Origin of the sequence: Streptomyces sp. 3330 (genome assembly GCF_031456635.1) — a bacterium.
GTDB lineage: Bacteria > Actinomycetota > Actinomycetes > Streptomycetales > Streptomycetaceae > Streptomyces.
On record NZ_JAVDVA010000039.1, the window covers coordinates 38,273 to 56,881 of the forward strand.

Annotated in this window: 15 protein-coding genes; 8 read left to right on the plus strand and 7 right to left on the minus strand. The window is 73.8% G+C overall.

What is annotated here, in order from left to right:
• Positions 1-37 precede the first annotated feature (37 nt).
• Complete coding sequence (locus J2X68_RS37235) at positions 38-997, minus strand: LLM class F420-dependent oxidoreductase (RefSeq protein ID WP_310437041.1); 960 nt, start codon at positions 995-997, stop codon at positions 38-40.
• Between the two features lie 386 nt (positions 998-1,383).
• Here J2X68_RS37235 and J2X68_RS37240 point away from each other — a divergent pair, with 386 nt between their 5' ends.
• Positions 1,384-2,028 carry a GAP family protein gene (locus tag J2X68_RS37240; protein WP_310437042.1) on the plus strand — a complete coding sequence of 215 codons (645 nt, stop codon included), beginning with the start codon at positions 1,384-1,386 and terminating at the stop codon, positions 2,026-2,028.
• 181 nt (positions 2,029-2,209) lie between these two features.
• On the opposite strand, the gene J2X68_RS37245 is transcribed toward J2X68_RS37240, so the two are convergent.
• From J2X68_RS37245 to J2X68_RS37260, 4 genes are all read right to left on the minus strand, one after another.
• A complete protein-coding gene (locus tag J2X68_RS37245; protein WP_310437043.1) occupies positions 2,210-3,574 on the minus strand; it encodes a glutamate decarboxylase in 1,365 nt (454 codons plus the stop codon).
• 243 nt (positions 3,575-3,817) lie between these two features.
• A complete protein-coding gene (locus tag J2X68_RS37250) occupies positions 3,818-4,210 on the minus strand; it encodes a hypothetical protein (protein ID WP_310437044.1) in 393 nt (130 codons plus the stop codon).
• A 232-nt stretch (positions 4,211-4,442) separates the two neighbouring features.
• The gene (locus J2X68_RS37255; protein ID WP_310437045.1) at positions 4,443-5,657 is read right to left on the minus strand and encodes an MFS transporter; all 1,215 of its coding nucleotides are present in this window, start codon (positions 5,655-5,657) and stop codon (positions 4,443-4,445) included.
• A 992-nt stretch (positions 5,658-6,649) separates the two neighbouring features.
• Positions 6,650-7,147, minus strand: coding sequence for a GNAT family N-acetyltransferase (locus J2X68_RS37260; protein ID WP_310437046.1), 498 nt, complete (start codon positions 7,145-7,147; stop codon positions 6,650-6,652).
• 269 nt (positions 7,148-7,416) lie between these two features.
• Between J2X68_RS37260 and J2X68_RS37265 the strand changes: the two genes are divergently transcribed.
• Positions 7,417-7,965, plus strand: a complete 549-nt coding sequence (locus J2X68_RS37265) for a Uma2 family endonuclease (RefSeq protein ID WP_310437047.1) — start codon at positions 7,417-7,419, stop codon at positions 7,963-7,965.
• A 42-nt stretch (positions 7,966-8,007) separates the two neighbouring features.
• Here the strand turns inward: J2X68_RS37265 and J2X68_RS37270 are convergent, their stop codons facing one another.
• Positions 8,008-9,285 (minus strand): hypothetical protein, encoded by a 1,278-nt coding sequence (locus tag J2X68_RS37270; protein ID WP_310437048.1) that lies wholly within the window; start codon positions 9,283-9,285, stop codon positions 8,008-8,010.
• 252 nt (positions 9,286-9,537) lie between these two features.
• Here J2X68_RS37270 and J2X68_RS37275 point away from each other — a divergent pair, with 252 nt between their 5' ends.
• A complete protein-coding gene (locus tag J2X68_RS37275; protein ID WP_310437049.1) occupies positions 9,538-10,602 on the plus strand; it encodes a hypothetical protein in 1,065 nt (354 codons plus the stop codon).
• Positions 10,603-10,758: 156 nt separating this feature from the next.
• Here the strand turns inward: J2X68_RS37275 and J2X68_RS37280 are convergent, their stop codons facing one another.
• Positions 10,759-11,448 carry a GAF and ANTAR domain-containing protein gene (locus tag J2X68_RS37280; protein WP_310437050.1) on the minus strand — a complete coding sequence of 230 codons (690 nt, stop codon included), beginning with the start codon at positions 11,446-11,448 and terminating at the stop codon, positions 10,759-10,761.
• Positions 11,449-12,174: 726 nt separating this feature from the next.
• Here J2X68_RS37280 and J2X68_RS37285 point away from each other — a divergent pair.
• From J2X68_RS37285 to J2X68_RS37305, 5 genes are all read left to right on the plus strand, one after another.
• Positions 12,175-15,408 carry a BTAD domain-containing putative transcriptional regulator gene (locus tag J2X68_RS37285; RefSeq protein WP_310437051.1) on the plus strand — a complete coding sequence of 1,078 codons (3,234 nt, stop codon included), beginning with the start codon at positions 12,175-12,177 and terminating at the stop codon, positions 15,406-15,408.
• 79 nt (positions 15,409-15,487) lie between these two features.
• Positions 15,488-15,973, plus strand: a complete 486-nt coding sequence (locus J2X68_RS37290; RefSeq protein WP_310437052.1) for a hypothetical protein — start codon at positions 15,488-15,490, stop codon at positions 15,971-15,973.
• A 217-nt stretch (positions 15,974-16,190) separates the two neighbouring features.
• Positions 16,191-16,859: a M15 family metallopeptidase gene (locus J2X68_RS37295; RefSeq protein WP_310437053.1), complete on the plus strand. Its 669-nt coding sequence runs from the start codon at positions 16,191-16,193 to the stop codon at positions 16,857-16,859.
• 231 nt (positions 16,860-17,090) lie between these two features.
• On the plus strand, positions 17,091-17,234 hold the full coding sequence (locus J2X68_RS37300) for a hypothetical protein (RefSeq protein WP_310437054.1): 144 nt from the start codon (positions 17,091-17,093) through the stop codon (positions 17,232-17,234).
• A 124-nt stretch (positions 17,235-17,358) separates the two neighbouring features.
• The gene (locus tag J2X68_RS37305; RefSeq protein ID WP_310437055.1) at positions 17,359-18,501 is read left to right on the plus strand and encodes an NlpC/P60 family protein; all 1,143 of its coding nucleotides are present in this window, start codon (positions 17,359-17,361) and stop codon (positions 18,499-18,501) included.
• The last annotated feature ends 108 nt before the right edge of the window (positions 18,502-18,609 follow it).

The window sequence follows — 18,609 nt, forward strand, 5'->3', positions numbered from 1 at the left end:
GCCCCCGTGCCGCTGCCGGGCGCCGGGCTCGGCGTGGTCAGCCGCGCAGGCGCGGCAGGACCTTCGTGCGGTAGAAGTCGAAGAAGCCTTGCTGGTCCTTGCCGATCTGGTTGACGTACACGGTGTCGAAGCCCGCGTCGACGAACGCGGTCAGTGCCTCGAGGTGCGCGTCGGGATCATCGCCGCACGGTACGGAGCCGGCCACCTTCTCCGCGGTGACCAGCTCGGACGCCTGCTCGAAATGGCGCGGGGTGGGCAGGATCTGCGGGAGTTCCCCGGGCAGTTGCTCGTTGGCCCACAGACGGTGCGCCGTGCGCAGCGCCTCCTGCCGGTCCGTGCCCCAGCACACCTTCAGCCCGCCGTACACCGGCTTGGCGGCGCCACCGCCGCGGCGGAAGCGCTCGACCAGGGCGGGGTCGGGCATCATCGTGATCAGGCCGTCGCCGATGCGCGCCGCGACCTCGGCGGCCTGCGGGCCGAAGGCGGAGACGTCGATGGGCACCGGCTCGTCGGGCAGGGTGTACAGCCGGGCGTTCTCCACCGTGTAGTGCTTGCCGCGGTGGCTCGTCTGCTCGCCGGTGAACAGCTGCCGGATGATCTGGAGCGCCTCCTCCAGCATCTCCAGCCGCACCGACGCCTCGGGCCACGCGGTGCCCAGGATGTGCTCGTTGAGCGCCTCGCCGGTGCCGACCCCCAGCCGGAAGCGGCCGCCGCCCAGCTGCGCCGCGCTGGTGGCGGCCGCCTGGGCGATCACGGCGGGATGCGTGCGGACGAGGGGGCAGGTCACCGCCGTCTCGACGGGCAGCGAGACGGCCTGGGACAGTGCGCCGATCACCGTCCACACGAACGGACTCTGGCCCTGACGGTCGTTCCACGGGTGGTAGTGGTCCGAGATCCACAGGGACTCGAAGCCGGCCTGCTCGGCCATCCGGGCCTGATCGACAAGTTCTGCCGGGCTGTGCTCCTCGCACGACAGGAAGTACCCGAAGGCGGCCATCGTCTCTCCCCAGGTGAAGCGGGTGGTGGCGGGTGCGCAAACGCGCTGCCGAGTACCCGGCGGCCCGGGAACGTAACAGGGGGGCTGACGGGGCTGACGGGGCTGACGGGGCTGACGGGGCTGACGGGGCTGACGGGGCTGACGGGGAGCATGCTCCGGGGGCGGCCGGCCGAGGGCGCATCAGGGTCGTCGGCATGACCAGGACCACGCCGCCGGGCCCGTGTCGGGCAGCCGGTGCCGCCATGCGGGCGTGGCCGCTTGACCAGCGGGGTCGTCGCTTGCAGAGTCGGGATGCGGCGCCGCGGCAGCGCCGCGTCCCGCTGCCGACCGGTCCGCTCGTCCACAGGGCGGCCCGACGGTCCTGACACCCAGGAGTGGCTGCTCCGATGGTCCTCGACCTGGTTGTGATCGGCCTGGCCATCAGCCTGGGACCTCTGCACAACAGCGCCTTCATCCTGCTGCTCTCCTCGCGGCACGGTGTCCGCCAGGGTCTGGCGTTCCTGTTGTCGTGGCTGGCCAACCTGATCGCGGTGATCGCCTGCGTGGTGCTGGTGACCGGCGGTCAGCCCCCGGCCCGGCACAGCGCGCCCTCGACTGCCGTGATCGTCGCGAAGCTCGCCATCGGCCTGGCGCTGGTGCTGTACGGCGCGTACCGGCACCGCCGACCGCCCCGCCCGCACGGGCCGCCGCGCTGGGCCGCCCGGATCGACAACGCCTCCCCCGTCACGGCGGCCGGTCTGGCCTGGCTGCTGCAGCCCTGGGCGCTGGTCGGCGCCGGCGCCGCGACCGCCGTCGACGCGGACCTGTCCACCCTCTCCGACTGGCTCGCGCTGACCGGCTACTGCCTGCTGGCCACCCTCAGCCTCATCGTCATGGAGATGTACGTGGTCTGGGCGCCGGCGGTCGCCAACGCCCGGCTGAACGCCCTGCGGAGCTGGCTGGAGCGGCACCAGGAGCAGCTGGTCGTCACGCTCTCCCTGCTCCTGGGCCTGTGGCTGACGGCCCGGAGCATCGCCGAGCTGGTCGCCTGACGCGGACGGCCCCCGGGCGGCGGGGGCAGCCGGGGGCGCAGGAGGCCGGCCGGGGGCGCGGCCTGGCGGCGGGTCGAGGACGGCCGGTGACCGGCCGGGCGCCGGTGACTGCCGGGGGGGCGCCGGCGGGCCGGGGGCGCCGTGGCCGGTCGTCCGGAACCGCTGTTCCGTGCCCGTGGCGTCAGTAGCCGGTGCCGCGTTTGACCTGGGTGCGTTCGGTCTCGTGGGTCGCGCCCTTGTCGTCCAGCGTGCGGCACGCGTCGGCGATGTCCTGGCTGAGGCGATCGACCTGCTCGCGGCTCAGCGTCTCCTTGACCAGGGCGCGCAGGATCTTCACCCGCTGCGCGTCGGGCGGGAGCGTGTAGGCGGGCACCATCCAGCCCCGCTCGGCCGAGAGCTGCCAGGCGATGTCGGACTCGTCGTAGTCGTGCTCGCCGGCGAGGCGGAAGGCGACGAGCGGCAGCTGCTCGAGGTCGCTCCCGATGACTTCGAAGCGGCCGGTGCTGCGCAGGTTGTCCGCCAGTGCGCGGGCGTTCTCCTGCATCATCTTCATGACGTAGGTGTAGCCCTGGCGGCCGAGCCGGACGAAGTTGTAGTACTGGGCGAGCACCATCGACGCGCCGGTGGAGAAGTTCAGCGTGAACGTCGCGTCGGTCTTGCCCAGGTAGTTCTCGTAGAACACGAGGTCCTCGGCCAGGTCGGACTCCTCGCGGAAGACCAGCCATCCGATGCCGGGGTAGACCAGGCCGTACTTGTGTCCCGAGACGTTGATCGAGCGGACCTGTTCGAGCCGGAAGTCCCACTTGGAGTCCGGGTAGAGGAAGGGCCACACGAACGCGCCGCTGGCGCCGTCGACGTGGATCGGGATGTCGAGGTCGCGCTCCTCGCGGATGTCCCGCAGCAGCTTGTCGATGCCGACGACGTCGTCCTTGTGGCCGGTGAACGTGGTGCCGAGGACGGCGACGACGCCGATCGTGTTCTCGTCGAGGTGGGGCTCCACGTCCTGCGGGCCGATCGTGTACTTGCCCTCGGCGAGCGGCACGATCCGCGGTTCGACGTCGAAGTAGCGGCAGAACTTCTCCCACACGACGTGGACGTCTCCGCCGAAGACCAGGTTGGGCCGGTCGGCCGGCAGGCCGGCCGCCCGGCGGCGCTCGCGCCACTTCCACTTCAGCGACAGCGCGCCGAGCATGATCGCCTCGGACGAGCCCTGGGTACGGCATCCGGTCGTCCTGCCCGGCGCGTGGAAGAGGTCGGCGAGCATGCGCACGCAGCGCTGCTCGATCTCGGCGGAGATGGGGTACTCCGCGTGGTCGATGAAATTGCGGTGGAGGTTCTCGGCGATCAGCCGTTGCGCCTCCGGCTCCATCCAGGTGGTGACAAACGTGGCGAGGTTGCGCTGGGGGTCGCCCTCCATGGCGAGGTCCACATCGACGAGCCTCATGGCGTCCGTCGCGGACATGCCTTCCTCGGGGAAGGTCTCCGAGGGGGCGGGCACGGTCAGGAACCGGTTTCCGAAAAGAGAAGAATCGTCACGCTTTGTCATGCGGTGATTCAAACAGCGCGGGAGCCCGCCGGGGGCCAGGGACACACCGGCAGGGCCTCGGGCGCCGGTCGGGAACGGGGCCCCGTGCGGCGAGTCGGGCGCGGGCCGGCTTCGTCCGGGGACGGCGGCGGCGATTCGTCCCGGGCGGCGGCGGCGATGTCGGCGTCGGCGTCGGCGAAGTACCGGAGGGGCTTGCGGGTTCTTCCGGGTACTTCGAGGTGCTTCCGGATTCTTCCGGGTCTTCTACACGCGCGCTCCGTGCACGTGCCGCGGCTCGGCCACCAGCCCGTAGATGACCAGCACGGAAACCAGCATGGTGGCCAGGGACCAGAACGGGTACACCGGAAGGAAGATCATCTGCCCGACCAGGCAGAACGCCGCCAGGCAGATGCCCGTCAGCCGCGCCGCCCTGGAACCCACCAGCACGCCGATGCCGGCCAGGGCCATCACGATGCCGATGGCGACCCAGATCCAGCCCCAGGCCGTGTAGTTGAGGATGAGCAGACGGTTGCCCTGGGAGTAGACGGTCGAGTAGTAGCCGTGGTTGAAGATCGCCACGAATCCGTTGAGCAGGTTGAACAGAGCGCTGACCAACAGCAGGATCCCCGCGAAGGCCACCCAATGCGAGCGCTCCATCGGGGGGATGGCGTCGTCCGGCGCAGAGACACGTTGCTGCATGAGGTCCATGAGACGCAGCGCCGCGGCAGGCCGCAATCGGTGGGATCCGTTCGGGCGGCGGCCTGCACCGCCTGGACCGCTGCCCCCCGAGAGGGAGGCGGCGGCCGGCTCCTGGGTGCTCCGGGCGAGGGTCGGCCCGGATCGGGCAGTGCGGGGCCGTCGTCCGCGGTGTCCGTGCGTGCGTGGGGTGTCAGGCCGTCGGGATCTGCCGGGCTTGCGTCGGGGTTTCGGCCGCCGACGAGGTGATCAGCTCGGAGGTCCCGCTCCCGCGGTCCGTGAAGCCCGCGAGGAGGGCCAGGCCGAGGCCGGCCGCGGCCAGCGTCGCGCCCACCAGCGCGGGCGAGGCCCAGCCCCAGCCGGCCGAGATGGCCAGACCGCCGAGCCAGGCGCCGCCGGCGTTGGCCAGGTTGAAGGCGGAGTGGTTGGAGGCCGCGGCCATCGTCGGGGCGTTCTTCGCCTTGGCCATGAGCAGCATCTGTACGGGCGTGGTGACGAGCGCGCCCATCGCGCCCATGAAGGCGAGTGTCACCAGGGCGGGAACCGTGCTGTGGACGGTGAAGTAGAACGTCACGAGCGACGCGCCGAGCAGCGCGAGTCCTCCGTACAGCGTCGGGCGCAGGGCCCGGTCCGTCAGCGGGCCCGCGATCAGCGTGCCCAGCGTCATTCCGGCGCCGTAGAGCGCGAGGACCCAGGTGGTCGAGGAGTCGGAGAAGCCCGTCAGGTGGGTCAGGATCGGCACCAGGTAGCTGTAGACGGCGAAGAAGCCGCCGAATCCCACGACGGCGGTGGCCAGGCCGAGGGCGACCTGCCGGTTGCCCATGGCCCGCAGTTCGTGCCGGATGCCGGCCTGGTCGCTGCGGGGCTGGTGGGGGACGAAGGCGGCCAGCGCGGCCAGCGCGACGAGGCCGATGACGGCGACGGCGCAGTAGGCGTACCGCCAGCCCAGCTGCTGTCCGAGAGCCGTGCCGGCCGGGACGCCGACGATGTTGGCGATGGTGAGTCCGAGGAACATCCTCGACACGGCCCGTCCGGCGCGTTCGGGGGCGACCAGCCGGGAGGCCACGACGGCGCCCACGCCGAACAGTGCTCCGTGGGGCAGTCCCGCCAGGAACCGGGCGGCGAACAGCAGGCCGAAGCCGGGGGCCAGGGCGGACGCCACGTTGCCGATCACGAACAGGGCGGACAGCAGGAGCAGGAGCCGTTTGTGGGCGATGCGCGCGCCGATGCCCGTCAGCACGGGGGCGCCGACGACGACGCCGAGCGCGTAGGCGGAGACGATGTTGCCGGCGTGCGGCACGGACACGCCGACCCCGTCGGCGATCTGGGGCAGCAGCCCCATGGTGGCGAACTCGGTCGTACCGATGCCGAACGCGACGAGGGCAAGGGCCAGCAGGGCCAGTGGCATGGAGCGGAAGTACCTTTCGCGGGCGGCGGTCCGGGTGCGGCGGAGCAGGCGGGACCATGAACGTCCTGCTCCTGTGGCCAGTCGCGCCGGCCACCGTTGCCCGGTGCGCCCCCCAGGGCAGGGGAGGCCCACAAGCAGTGCAGCGGCGGTGCGGACTCACGCATTCCAAGATCGGCCGACAGGATTTATGGCCTGCGTCACACCCCGTCGGGCGGACTCTCCCCCCGGGCGGACTCCCCCTGGGCCGGTCGACGCGCTCCGCGATCGGCGTCCTGTGTCGGCGTACCGGTCATGTCCGGGGCACCGCAGCGGCGGTCTGCCGGGGGGCGTGGTCCGGGGGTGGGGCCGGAGCGACGGTGCTCCCGGCTCCCGGCTCCCGGCTCCCGGACTCCGACTCCCCGTTCCCGGCTCCCCGCTTCTGGATCCGGTTTCACAGCCGCCGGTGTCCTGGCCGGGCGTCGGTGATTTCGTGCCGGGCTGTGCCTGCAGGCCGCGCGGCATGGGGGTGTCGGGTCGGCGGTGCCGGACTCCGAGTTGGTCCGCGGCGGCGTCGACGGTCCGGGCGAGCAGGACGGCGATGATCATGGGGCCGATGCCGCCGGGAGGAAAGGGTGGGTCGTGAAGGGGCGGTCGCCTGCGCGGCGAAAGGCTCTGCGGGGCTTCAGCCGGACGATCGTCCCCGCAGGCGATAGGTGAGGCCCGGGGACACTGTCCCCTTCACGACCACGTGCCGGACAACACGGCCGCCCGTGACGGCATTCCCGCGCCGATCACCGGGCGGGTGCGGGCCCCCGTCCCGGCTCGGGGGAATCACGGGACAGGGGCCCTACCTCGTCTTCCCCGCAGCGCGGGCGTACGGATGCGTCGGGCGCCGCCCAGTCTGCGTGTCCGCCCCGGGGCCGGGTCGGAGCGCTCCCGGCCGGGCGGACCGGCTTCGTGCCGGTGGGGTCTACGGGGCGTGCGCGGACCGCGGCGCGGGTGGTTGCGGCTGCTCACACGGCGCGCTCCATGCAGACCAGTTGTTCCCGTGTTTCCCATGAGGAGGCGATGGTGAAGCCGAGCCGCTCGTACAGGGCGATGGCGCCTGTCCGCCATTCCCACACCGACAGGCGTACCGTGCCGACGCCGTTCTCCGCGGCGTGCGCGAGTGCGGCGCCGATCAGGGCGGACGCGATGCCGCGGCCGCGGAACGCGGGGTCCGTCCAGAGCCTTTTGATCTCCGATCGCCCGTCCGCGGGGGCGGTCAGCACGAGACAGCCCGCGGCCGTGTCGCCGCTCATGGCCATCAACACGGTGTCGTCGGCGAACGCGGCCCCCGGGTCGCGGACCTCTGCCCGGTAGCGGTCCGGCAACGCGTCCGCGTCGGCGACGGCCTCGCCCTTCTCGGCCTGCGTCCGCAGGTGGTAGGCGGCCAGCAGCCCGGCGAGCCGGTCCGCCGGGAGGTGCTGGACCGGCAGGTGGACGATGGCTACCTCGCGTGAATCGGTCATTGCGCCAGCATCCACGACCTGTACCCGGCACCCGATGTGGGGCAGAGCATGGGCAGGACCTGTTCGACGTCTGTCCGGGATCGTGGGGAACTTCGCTTTTCCGCTCCCCGATGCCGAGTCCACCATGCCGTTCCGACCTGCCATGAGCCTGTTGCCAGGGTGTCCGACAGCAGGAGGGCATGCGTGAGATCAGCGTGACGGACGGATGGCAGACAGTACGCTCGATCCAGCGGGATCAGGCCCGCCGCATAGTGTCCGGGAGGTGCTTTGTGACGGCCGAGATGGTGGCCCCGGCGTGGATGCATGAGCAGATCACGGCGGAGGAGTACGACTCCTGGTCCGAGGAGCAGTGCACCGGCATCGAGGTCGTGGACGGGATGGTCGTCGTGAGCCCGAGTGCGTCCAAGCGGCACAGTCGGCCGGCCCGGATTCTGGCCAACGCCCTGGATGCCGCTGCGGGCCCGGAATGGAATGCCGACACGGACTTCGACGTCCGGCTTCAGGACGTCCCGCTCACCAATCGCCGCCCGGACGTCGTCGTGTACCGCGCGGACACGATCGACGTCACCCCCACCCGCCCTGAGCACGTACTGCTGGTTGCGGAGGTGGTGTCGCCGGGCTCGGAGACCACCGACCGGATCGTGAAGGTCGACCAGTACGCCAAGGCAGGCATCGGCTTCTACTGGCGGATCGAGCAGGCCGCTACAGGCGTTCCTCTGGTGTACACCTACATTCTGGACCCCGCGACAAGGACCTACCGGGACGCGGCGCTCCTCACGCCGCATGCCCCGCCCGCCGGCCCTGCTGTCCCGGGGTGACGTCCCCGGCCGGCAGTGCCGTGCTCGAAGGCGTCAGAAACGTCAGAGACCGCGGAAGTCCTTCGCGTCCGGGTAGGTCACGCCGGTGCAGCCGCGGCGGCTGGTGATGTCGTCGACGTAGGCGCGGAAGAGGGCGTCCAGCCGCCGGGAGCCGAGGATGTCGTCGTAGGTGTAGCTGGAACTGAGGGTGTGCAGGGCGGGCTGGCCGTCGCAGACGGAGGAGGCCCACCAGGCTCCGGCGGTGTGTCCGGCGGTTCCGGCCTTGATGATCGCGTCCTCGGCGCCGGGAACGTCGTATCCGACGGTGTGCGCCTCCGGGCCGAAGTAGGAGGCGGTGCGCAGCCACCAGGGCGAGTGGGTGAGCGCGCTGCGGGCGTAGTCGCGCTGGTCCTCGTCGAGGCCGCCGGCGATCCGGCCCACCTGGTCGGGGCTGACGGCCAGCAGGCAGCCTTCGAGCGGGTTGGTGGTGCGCGCGGGTACCGCGAGAGCGCGGTCGGGCAGCCGGTCCTGTCCTTGCCGCGTGAGGTGTGCGGCGAACCAGCGGCAGGAACCGTCCGCGGTCTTCGCGGGGCGCAGGGCGGACGGCACGGAAGCGAGCTGCCGGCCGGGCAGTTCGGCCAGCCGGGTCCGGCAGCCGATCCGGTCGGCTGCCGCCCGGGCCGCGGTGCGGGCGAGGCGGGCGAGGCGTTGGCGGTCGGCCGCGGAGACGTCGTCGTAGTCGGCGCGGGCGGTGACGTTCAGCAGGCCGGGGGCCGTCGCACGGCTGCCCGGGCCGCACTCGGCGCGCACGGTCGTGTACCAGTTCCCGTAGCGGCCCAGGGTGCCGTCACCCACCGGCCACGGTTCGGGGCGCCGGTCGGCGACCGCCGTGACATCGCTCTTCCCGTCGCCGTCGCCGTCGCCGTCGGCATCGGCGTCGTCGGCGGCGTCGCTGTCGTCGTAGTCGTGGCCGAACGGCTCGAGTGCGCTGTCGTCACCGATCCGGTTCATCGGCTCGGTGGTATCGCTGCTCCGCACCGTCAGCGTGAACAGAGCCGTGGTCCTGCCGGGGCCCGGCACCTTGTAGACGGTGCAGGAACTGTACGGTTCGCGCGTATCGATCCGGTCCTCGTCGTAGTCAGCGGCCTTGGCCCGGACCGTCCCGCCCTGCAGGTCCATCACCGCGGCCCCCGGCACGAGCCCGCCGCACGCCGCGCTGATGTCGCGTTCGCTGGACGCGCGGTCGCGGATGTCGTCGGCCGTCAGCCAGCCCGCGTACAGGCTCAGCCCTATCCCGCCCCACGCCGTCCACCGCCACAGCCCGATCAGTCCCCCGTGCACCGCACACTCCCCCCTCTGCCGAACCCGTCCGGTTCGGCTGAACCCGTCCGGCGTGGTCCATGCCGCGCCGGTCGACGAGCGTAGACGGCCGCCGGCAGGCACGTTGAGGGCGGGAGACACGTTCCGCGCAGACCCGCGGGCGCGCGGGGGCGGCTCGTAATCTGATCGGGTCTCATCGCCTGTGGGAGGACGTGTGCTCGTGCCGCCGTACGGGGAAGGCGCTTCCGGCCGGGCCGCCCGATGCCGTCGGCGGTGAGCATCGCGCAGCGCCGCCGTCGCCGCGCGTTCGAGCGGCTGCCCCGGCTGACCGTGCAGGAGGTACGGGGCGGGGCCCGGATGGTGGTGTGCGCCACGCTGTCGTGGTACCTGTCGGTCGCACTGGGCATCAGCAGCGCCCCCGTCGCGGCCGTGCTGCCCGCGGTGTTCACCCTCTCCGGGATCCCGCTGTGGGCCCCCCGGCTGGGTCTCTACCGGCTGGGCGGTGTCCTGCTGGGGGTGGGCATCGCGGCGGTCGCCCTGCGCTGGCTTCCGGTGTCCACTTTCTCCCTCGCCGTCGTGGTGAGCGCCGGATACCTCGCCGGTCTCCTGCTGCGCATCGACGGTGTGCCCAGCCAGCAGGTGCTCGTCAGCGCCGTGCTCGTCTTCGGTGTGCCGGTCTCCGGCTATCCGGAGCAGCGCGTTGTGGAGAACCTGGTCGGGATCGCGGTGGTCGTCCTGCTGGGTCCCCTGCTGTGGCCTCCCGACCCCTGCCGCCTGCTGTCCGGCCGCCTCGACGCCTACCGCGACCGTCTCGACCGGCTGCTGCGGGAGGCGGGCGGCCACCCCGGCCGGGTCCCGATCGGGCGGGAGGCGGGGCGGGGACCGGCCGGGGGGCTGTGGCAGCAGCCCTACGACCTGGGGAGGGATCTGGACCGGGCCCGCAAGGCGCTGCGCTGGAGTGTGACGCACCGTCACTCGGCCGCCGCGCTCGACGAGGTCGGGCACCGTATCCGTCTGGCCGAACGCACCGTGGCTCCCTTGCACTGCCTGGCCGCGCGGCTGCCCGGCGCGGGCGGCGGCCCGCCGCCGTCGGCCGGTGTTCGTGACGCTCACGCCGGGGACGGACAGGGCCCGTTGCTGGAGGCCGTGCGGCACGCGCTGTTCCGTGCGCTGGAGGGAGCCGATCCCGCGGAGCCGGTGGCCCGGGCCCGGGCACTCGGCGGCCCGGGCGGACCTGCCCGGGACAGGCCCGGCCACGACACTCTGCTTCGCGGCCTGCTGCTGCTGGTCCTCGACCGGCTCGACGACTACCGCGAGGCGCACTTCACCGGCCGCTGACCTGCCGGGGACCGGCGACCGGCGCAAGGGGCCGGGCGCAGGAGGGCCGGCGCGACGGGCCGGGTGCCGGCCGGGGTGGTAGGCGGGGCGCCGGCCGGGGTGGTAGGCGGGGCGCCGGTTCCGGGTTACGGGCCGGGGAGTGCCGTTCTGCCGCGGTTACGGCAGGCAGCCTGCTGCGCAGACCAGGCGGGCCACTTCACGGAGTTTGACGTTCTTCTCCTGCGAGTACCGGCGCAGCGCGTCGAAGGCCTGTTCCTCGGTGATGCGGTGGCTGCCCATGAGGATGCCCATGGCCTCGCCGATGGTGTGCCGGGTGGCGACGGCCTGTTCCATCTGGGCGTGGGTGCGGGCGTGGGAGAGGGCGACCGCGGCGTGCGAGGCGAGCAGCCAGCCGGCCGTCTCGGCGTCCTCGGTGAACGCGCCGGGCTTGCGTGAGTAGAGGTTCAGCGCGCCGAGGTCCTCGTCCTCGGTGAACAGCAGGAAGCCCATCATGCTGCCCACGCCGAGCGAGTGGGCCCGGGGAGCGTAGGCGGGCCAGCGCGGGTGCTCGCCGGTGAGGTCGGCGATGCGGAAGACCCGTTCTCCGCGCGCGCTGTGGGCGGCGTCGAAGCAGGGTCCTTCACCGAGCCGTTCCTGGAGCCGGTCGCTGTCGACGACGAGCCGACCGGTGGGTGCGAGGGACCGCACCTGCGCGGCGTGCCGTACGAGTACGCCGGCCGCGTCGCAGCCGTCGACCAGCTCGGTGGCCGACGCCGTGATCCGCTCCAGTGTGTCGTCGACCGAATCCTGCGCCAGCAGATCGCGCGCCATCGAGGCCATCTGCTGGGCGAACCGACCCCAGTCCACTTCGACTCCCGTCCATCACCCGCCTGGACAAGCCTCATACCCAGCCTTTCACGCAACCTGCACAGCGATGCCTGCGGGGGGGGCGGCGCGCGGGACAGGCCGGTCGGGCGGCGCGGCCGGGCAAGGGGCGCGCGAGGCGGGCGTGGCCGGCCCGGTGGTCCGGCGTCCGCGCCGCCGTCCTCTCCGGTGCCGGGGCCCGGCGGGCCGGGGCCGGGGCCGTGTCCGGTGGCGCTTCGGCGGGTGCGGGCACGGCGCGGCGCCACTGCGCGGACGGACGGCACGGACGGCACGGACGGCACCGACGGCACCGACGGCACCGACGGCAGGGACGGCAGGGACCGAGCTGTGGCCGGCACAGGGGCAGGCGGGCGGAGCGGTCGCAGGGGGTGGTGCTTTCGAGCCGTTGACGCCGGGCAGGTGCGCGCGCACGGCGTCCGCGGCGCAGGACCCTTCCGGGCGGGACGGGTCGTACGGGTGCCGCGTGTGCGCTGCCCCTGGCACAGGCGGCCCCGGTCCCGCCGCCCGGATCCGGCCAGGTGCCGTGGGGTGCAGGGCCGGGGCGGGCAACTGCCGTCACCGGGGCGGACGCCCGCCCGCGGGCGCTGCCGGGCCGGGGCACCGGCGGGATCCGGCCAGGCGGGCCGCGCTCGGGCATCCCGCGGGCGGCGGCCGCCGATATCGTTGTCGCGCTCCGTGGTGCGGGAACGGTACAGCGATCGGGGACTCATGCTCGAGGTGCGTCTACTCGGTCCGGTCGAGGTGTGGGAGGGGAGCCGGCGGGCCCCGCTCGGTGGGGTCCGGCCCCTGGCCGTGCTGTCCGCGCTGGTCGTCCATCTCGGCCAAGTGCTCTCCACCGAACGGCTCGTGGACTTCGTCTGGGACGAACAGGCTCCCGCGACCGCCGGCGCCCTCGTCGCCACCCATGTCTCCGCCGTGCGCCGGGCGCTGGCCCGGGTCGGCGGGGCCGAGGCGATCCGCACCCGGCCGCCCGGCTACCTCGCCGAACTCGACCCGTCGCAGATCGACGCCCGCCGCTTCGAGCAGCTGCTCGCGGCGGGCCGGGCGGCGGCCGCGCGCCGCCGCCCGCAGGACGCCGCCGACCTGCTGGCCGAAGCCCTGGGGCTGTGGCGGGGCCAGGAGGCCCTCGAAGGGCTCGGCCAGTCGTTCGCCCGGATCGAGGCGGCCCGGCTGGCGGAGCTGCGCCTGCTCGCCCAGGAGGAGCGTTTCGCTCTCGACCTGGCGCTCGGACGCGCGGACCGCACGATCGCGCCGCTCCTCGCGCACGTGGCCGCCCACCCGCTCCGGGAGCGGCCGCGCGCCCTGCTGATGACCGCGCTGTTCCGCACGGGCCGGGTCTCCGACGCCCTGCGCACCTATCAGCAGGGGCGCACGGCGCTGCGCGACGAACTGGGCATCGACGCCGGCCCGGAACTGCGGGCGCTGCACCGGGCGGTGCTGACCGGCGACACCGCGCTGCTGGGCGCCGACCCGCCGCCGGTACCACCGCACGGCGACGGGACCGGGGCCGGGACCGGGGTCGGGTCCGGGGTGGTGAAGGGGGCAGGCGCTGCGGCGCCGACCTCCGGGGCGGGGGTGCGGCCGGGGCCCGCGCCGTCCCATGTGCCGCCGGACATCGCCGACTTCGTGGGCCGCACGGAGCAGATCGGCTGGGCCACCGCGCTGCTGCAGGGGGTCGGTGACGCCGGCCGTACGGCGCCGCCGATCGGTGTGATCTCCGGGCGTTCGGGGACCGGCAAGACGGCGCTGGCCGTGCATGTCGGGCACCGCACCGCCGGACTCTTCCCCGACGGCCGCCTGTTCGTGGATCTGCGGGCCGCCGACACCGCGCCGCTCCAGCCCGCCGACGCGCTGGCCCGGCTGCTGCGCGCGATGGGCGCCGATCCCGAGACGCTGCCCGGCTCGGTCGAGGAGCTGACGGGGCTGTACCGCACGCACATCGGGCACCGGCGCGTCCTGCTGATCCTCGACAACGCGGCCGGGGAGGCACATGTCCGGCCGCTGCTGCCGCCCAACCCCGGCTCGGCGGTGCTGGTGACCAGCCGCCGCCGGCTGGTGGCCCTGGAGGGGGCGGCGCATCTGGACCTGGCCGTGCCGGGCGAGACGGAGGCGCTGGAGCTGCTGCGGCGGGTGGCCGGCGGCGACCGTACGGGTGCGCAGCCGGAGCGGTCGGCCGAGATCGTCTCGCTGTGCGGGCGGCTGCCGCTGGCCGTGCGCATCGCCGGGGCCCGGCTGGCGGCCCGCCCGCACTGGGCGCCCGGTCAGCTCGCCCGGCGGCTGCGCGACGAACGCCGCCGGCTCAACGAACTGCGCGCCGGGGACCTGGAGTTGCGCACCAGTCTGGAGCTCGCATACGCCGACCTCGACCCGCAGGAACGCCGGGCGCTGCGCCGGCTGGCGCTGCTGGACCTGCCGGACTTCGCGGGCTGGATCGCCGCCCCTTTGCTGGACATCGACGGCGAGGAGGCCGAGGAGGCGGTGGAACGGCTGGTGGACTGCCACTTCGTCGACGTGATCGGCGTGGACGACACCGGCCGCAACCGCTACCGCATTCACGACCTGGCCCGCGAACACGCCCGTGAGCGCTGTCTGTCCGAGGAGAGCGCCGAGCAGCGCGAGGCGGCCGTGCTGCGCCTGGTGGCCTGCTGGCTGGGGCTGGCCAAGAAGGCGGCTGCCCGCGGGCCGGGCGGCGCGGCCCGGTACTTCCCCGAGCCCGCGGCCGTACGGCCTCTCGGCGCAGCGGTCGAGGAGGTGCTGCTGGAGCGTCCGGCGGCCTGGTTCGCCGCCGAACAGGCCTGTGTGCTGGCGGCGGTGGAGTACTGCGCCGACCACGGCCTGGAGCGGCCCGCCCGGGATCTCGCCGGGGCGCTGATGGCGAGCTCGGCAGCGCTGTACAACCAGTTCGACGCCTGGTCGCGCTCGCATGCGGCGGCGATGGCGGCGGTGCGCCGCGGCGAGGACGGCGAGGGCGAGGCGTGGCTGCTCGCCGGTCTGGGCCAACTGCGGTACGAACAGGATGAGTTCGAGGAGTCCTACGCCCGGTTCGGTGAGGCCCTGCGCCTGTTCGAGGAGCGCGGGGGCCCGGCGCGGGGGGCGGCGACGGCGCTGGCGGGCATGGGCACGGCCCGGCGCGAGCAGGCCCGCTACACCGAGGCGCTCCACCTGCTCGACGCGGCCCTCGAACGGTTCGGGCCGGACGGCGAGCGCGGCGCCCGGGCCCGCGTGCTGTACGGCATCGGGTACGTGCACCGCGAGCAGGGCCGCGGAGCGCGGGCCCGCACGGCCCTGGAGCGGGCGCTGGAGCTGTACCGGGCGGAGGGCGACCGGCACGGCGAGGCGCTCACGCTGCGGTCGCTGGCCCTGTGCCACCGGGCGGAGGGGGAACGGGCGCAGGCCGCACGGCTGCTGCACGACGCGCTGCGGATCTTCACCGGTCTCGGGGACACGTTCGGCGTGATGTACACCGAGCAGTCGCTGGCCAAGGTGGAGCTGCGGGAGGGCCGGTTGGAGGTGGCGGCCGGCCGGCTGCGCCGGTGTCTGGAGGTGGCCCGCGAGCGGCAGGACCGGTTCGGGGAGGCGCTGGTCCTGCGGACCCTGGGCGAATGGCATCTGGCGGCGGGGGATCCCGGCGCGGCCCGGGAGCCGCTGGAGCGGGCGCTGGCGGGCTGGGAGGCGCTGCGGCTGCCGCTGTGGCGGGCGCGCACGGTCCGGGACCTGGCCGAGGTGTGGGCGGCGGACGGCGACACGGCCCGGGCGCGGACGGCCCGCTCGGAAGCGGCCGCGGTCTTCGCGGGGCTGGACTGCCGCGAGGCACACGAGCGGGGCGGGGACGCGGGCGGGAGCTTGGGCGGGGACGGGGGCGGGGGCGCGGGCGGGGGCGGGGGCGGGGGCGCGGGCGGGGGCGGGGGCGGGGGCGGAAGCAGCGGGCCGGGAGCGTCGTAGCGCTGTCAGCACCCCTCGTTAGAGTGCCGATCACCTCACCCGCCATGCCCCACCGAGGGCCCTGGAAGGACGTAACGGCATGTCCATGTGGCTCGCCCTCGTCAAGATCGACCCCGCGATGCTGTCCGCCGTGCGGGAGCGGCCGGAGTTGACCGGCGCCCTGTTCTTCGAGGACGACGTGCCCGAGCCGCTCGTCTCCGGCGTGCACCCCACCGGAGACTGCTTCCACTACGACTACCGCCTGCTGTCGGACATGGCCGAAGGCCGGTCGGAGGCCGAGGAGGGCACCCCGAAGTGGCATACGGCCTACCCCTGGCTGGCGCGGGCCACGGGCGAGAACTGTTCCACCGTCGAGGGGTCCGAGCTCGGCTACGGTCCCGCGCACTTCCTGACCCCGCACGAGGTCGGACAGGTCGCCGCGGGGTTGGCCGGCGAGCACTGGACGAGCCGGGCCTCGGCACCCCACTGGGACGCCGAGGCCGAGGATCGGGACTTCGACGACATCGTCCCGTTCTTCGCCCGGGCGGCGGCCGAGGGCAAAGCGATACTCGGCGGCGTGTACTAGGGCGTGCCGTCCGGACCGACAACCGGCTGATCCGCAAGCGGCCTCGCAGGGGGCTGCTCCCGGGGGGCTGGCAGGTTCAGTGGTCCTGGCCGGCTCCGTAGTCCTGGTCGGCTCGGTAGTCCAGATCGGCTGAGAATCCTGGTCGGCTCGCGGCCCCGGCCGGCTGCTTGCAGGCAACCTGCAGAGCATTTGCAGGGGGGCCGGTGACGCTGTTCCCGTGACAGACGACATCATCACGCTCTCGGACCCCCGGGTGGCCGCGGTCGTGGAGGACGAATGCGGTGAGCCGCTGGTCGATCTGCGCGGGTCCGGCTCTCTGTGGCTGGATCACCGGCAGGCCGACGACGACGGCAGCTTCGCCCATCTGCGGTCGGGTGCGCTGCGCCGGCTGGTGCGGGCGCAGCGGCTGCTGCCGGCCGGTGTGCGGTTCCTGGTGGTGGAGGGGTACCGGCCGCCGGGTCTGCAGCGGCGCTACTTCGAGCAGTACGCGGCGAGGATGTGGCGTGAGCATCCGGACGCGCCGCCCGAGCGGATACGGGAGTTGGCGAGTGCCTACATCTCCCCGCCGGAGGTGGCCCCGCACGTGAGCGGCGGAGCGGTCGATCTGACGCTGTGCAACCAGGACGGCCGTGAGCTGCCGCTGGGTACGGAGGTCAACGCGACCCCGCAGGAGAGCAGGGGCGCCTGCCGTACCGGGGCGGGCAACATCGGCGACGAGGCGCGAGCGAACCGGGAGCTGATGGCCTGGGCGCTGACGGCGGCCGGTTTCGTCAACTACCCGACCGAGTGGTGGCACTGGTCGTACGGCGACCGGTACTGGGCCCTGCTGCGCAAGGCTCCGGCCGCCCGTTACGGCCCCGCCGCCCCGCCCCGTTCGGCGGCCTGACCACCGCGAACGGAACACGGCGGGAACGGCGGCCCGACAGGCAGACCCGGCAGGACCCGGCAGGACCGGCACGACGAGCACGACGAGCACAGCTGGACCAAGGGGGAAGACATGCAGATCGGCAACGCGTCCTTCACGACCGGCATACCGCGGCCGCGCAGACGGCTCCCGGCGCCGACGGGCCCCGCGCCAGCGGTCCCTGCGTCGGCATGCCCCGCGTCGGTGGGCCCCGTGTCGGTGGGCCATGCGTCGGTGGGCGCCGTGTCGGTGGGCGCCGTGTCGGTGGGCCCTGCGTCGGTGGGCCCTGCGCTCGACACCGACGGCCTGTTGCAGGAGATACGGGCCGCGCGGCGGGCCACGCTCGCCGCCCGCTAGTGCCCGTGTCGCACCTCCACGGGGGTGGGGTGCGGCGCGGCACCGCGCGTTCCGGCCGTCACCGGCCCGTCACCGGCCTTCATCGGGGCGCCGGTGACCTCGACGTCGACGAAGGAAGAGTTCCTTGAAGAACACCACCACCACTACCCGCCGCCGGACGGGCGGCGCGCTGCTGGGCGCCTGTGTCCTGGCCCTCTCCGCGTGGTGCACCGTGCCGGCGCACGCCGCGCCGGACGCCTCCTGCCAGGTTCTCGCGCCGGGCGCCTCGGCCACCGCGCAGGCAGCCGTGGCCGCGGCCTGCGCGCAGACCGGCGTCTGGTACAGCTGGGGCGGTGGCCACGGCGCCACGCCGGGCGCCACCTACGGCTACTACGACGGCTCGGACCCGGACAGCCTGCACGACGACGAGCGCCTGGGCTTCGACTGCTCCGGCCTGATGCGGTACGCGTACTACCGGGCGACCGGCAGGGACCTGCTCAACGGCACGGCCGACGACCAGTTCCACAGCGCACAGGCCTCCGCCCGTTTCTCCGCCGCCGAGGGCACCGGTCCGCTGCTGCCGGGCGATCTGATGTTCTGGGGCAGCGGGCACATCCACCACGTCGCCCTGTACCTGGGTGCCGGGCAGATGGTGGAGGCGTACGAGTCGGGCACCCGTATCCGGGTCACGCCGGTGCGCACGGGCGGCGACTACGCGGGGGCGATCCGTGTCAACGGGTCCGGCACCCCCACTCCCCCGCCCGCGAACGGGGGTTCGGTGTTCGAGACCTGGGGCACCGGGGTGCGCACCCGGTCGACGCCGAGTGTGCGCGCCGCGGTCGTGGACACCTTCGCCGGTCCGACCCAGGTCTCGGTCCAGTGCCAGCAGCACGCGGAGTCCGTCTCCGCCGAGGGCTACACCAACGACGTCTGGTCGAAGCTGGCCGACGGCTCCTGGCTGACCAACATCTACATCAAGGGCCCGGCCTGGCTGCCCGGTGTCGCGGACTGCGGCGGCACCGGCGCCCCGCCCCCGGCCGCGGGCAGCACGGCGCACCGGACGTGGGGCACCGGGGTGCGCACCCACAGCGAGCCGAGCGTCAACGCCGCGGTGGTCGGCTACTTCGCGCAGCCGACGACGGTCAACGTGGTGTGCCAGGCCCACGCCCAGGAGGTGACGGCGGAGGGCTACACCAACGACGCCTGGTCCAGGCTGACCGACGGCTCCTGGCTGACCAACATCTACATCCAGGGCCCGGCCTGGCTGCCCGACGTCCCCACCTGCTGAATCCCGCCGCGGCGCGGCCGCCGCCGCCGCGGGGGCCCCGGCGCGCCGCCCCCCCGGGGGCCCCCCGGAACCCCCCGCCCGCCGCCCCCCCGCCCCCCGGCGGGCCAA

Bases quoted from the DNA above. Each gene is read 5' to 3' on its own strand.
- J2X68_RS37235 (WP_310437041.1), bottom strand. From the start codon at position 997: ATGGCCGCCTTCGGGTACTTCCTGTCGTGCGAGGAGCACAGCCCGGCA.
- J2X68_RS37240 (WP_310437042.1), top strand. From the start codon at position 1,384: ATGGTCCTCGACCTGGTTGTGATCGGCCTGGCCATCAGCCTGGGACCT.
- J2X68_RS37245 (WP_310437043.1), bottom strand. From the start codon at position 3,574: ATGACAAAGCGTGACGATTCTTCTCTTTTCGGAAACCGGTTCCTGACC.
- J2X68_RS37250 (WP_310437044.1), bottom strand. From the start codon at position 4,210: ATGGAGCGCTCGCATTGGGTGGCCTTCGCGGGGATCCTGCTGTTGGTC.
- J2X68_RS37255 (WP_310437045.1), bottom strand. From the start codon at position 5,657: ATGCCACTGGCCCTGCTGGCCCTTGCCCTCGTCGCGTTCGGCATCGGT.
- J2X68_RS37260 (WP_310437046.1), bottom strand. From the start codon at position 7,147: ATGACCGATTCACGCGAGGTAGCCATCGTCCACCTGCCGGTCCAGCAC.
- J2X68_RS37285 (WP_310437051.1), top strand. From the start codon at position 12,175: ATGCTCGAGGTGCGTCTACTCGGTCCGGTCGAGGTGTGGGAGGGGAGC.
- J2X68_RS37290 (WP_310437052.1), top strand. From the start codon at position 15,488: ATGTCCATGTGGCTCGCCCTCGTCAAGATCGACCCCGCGATGCTGTCC.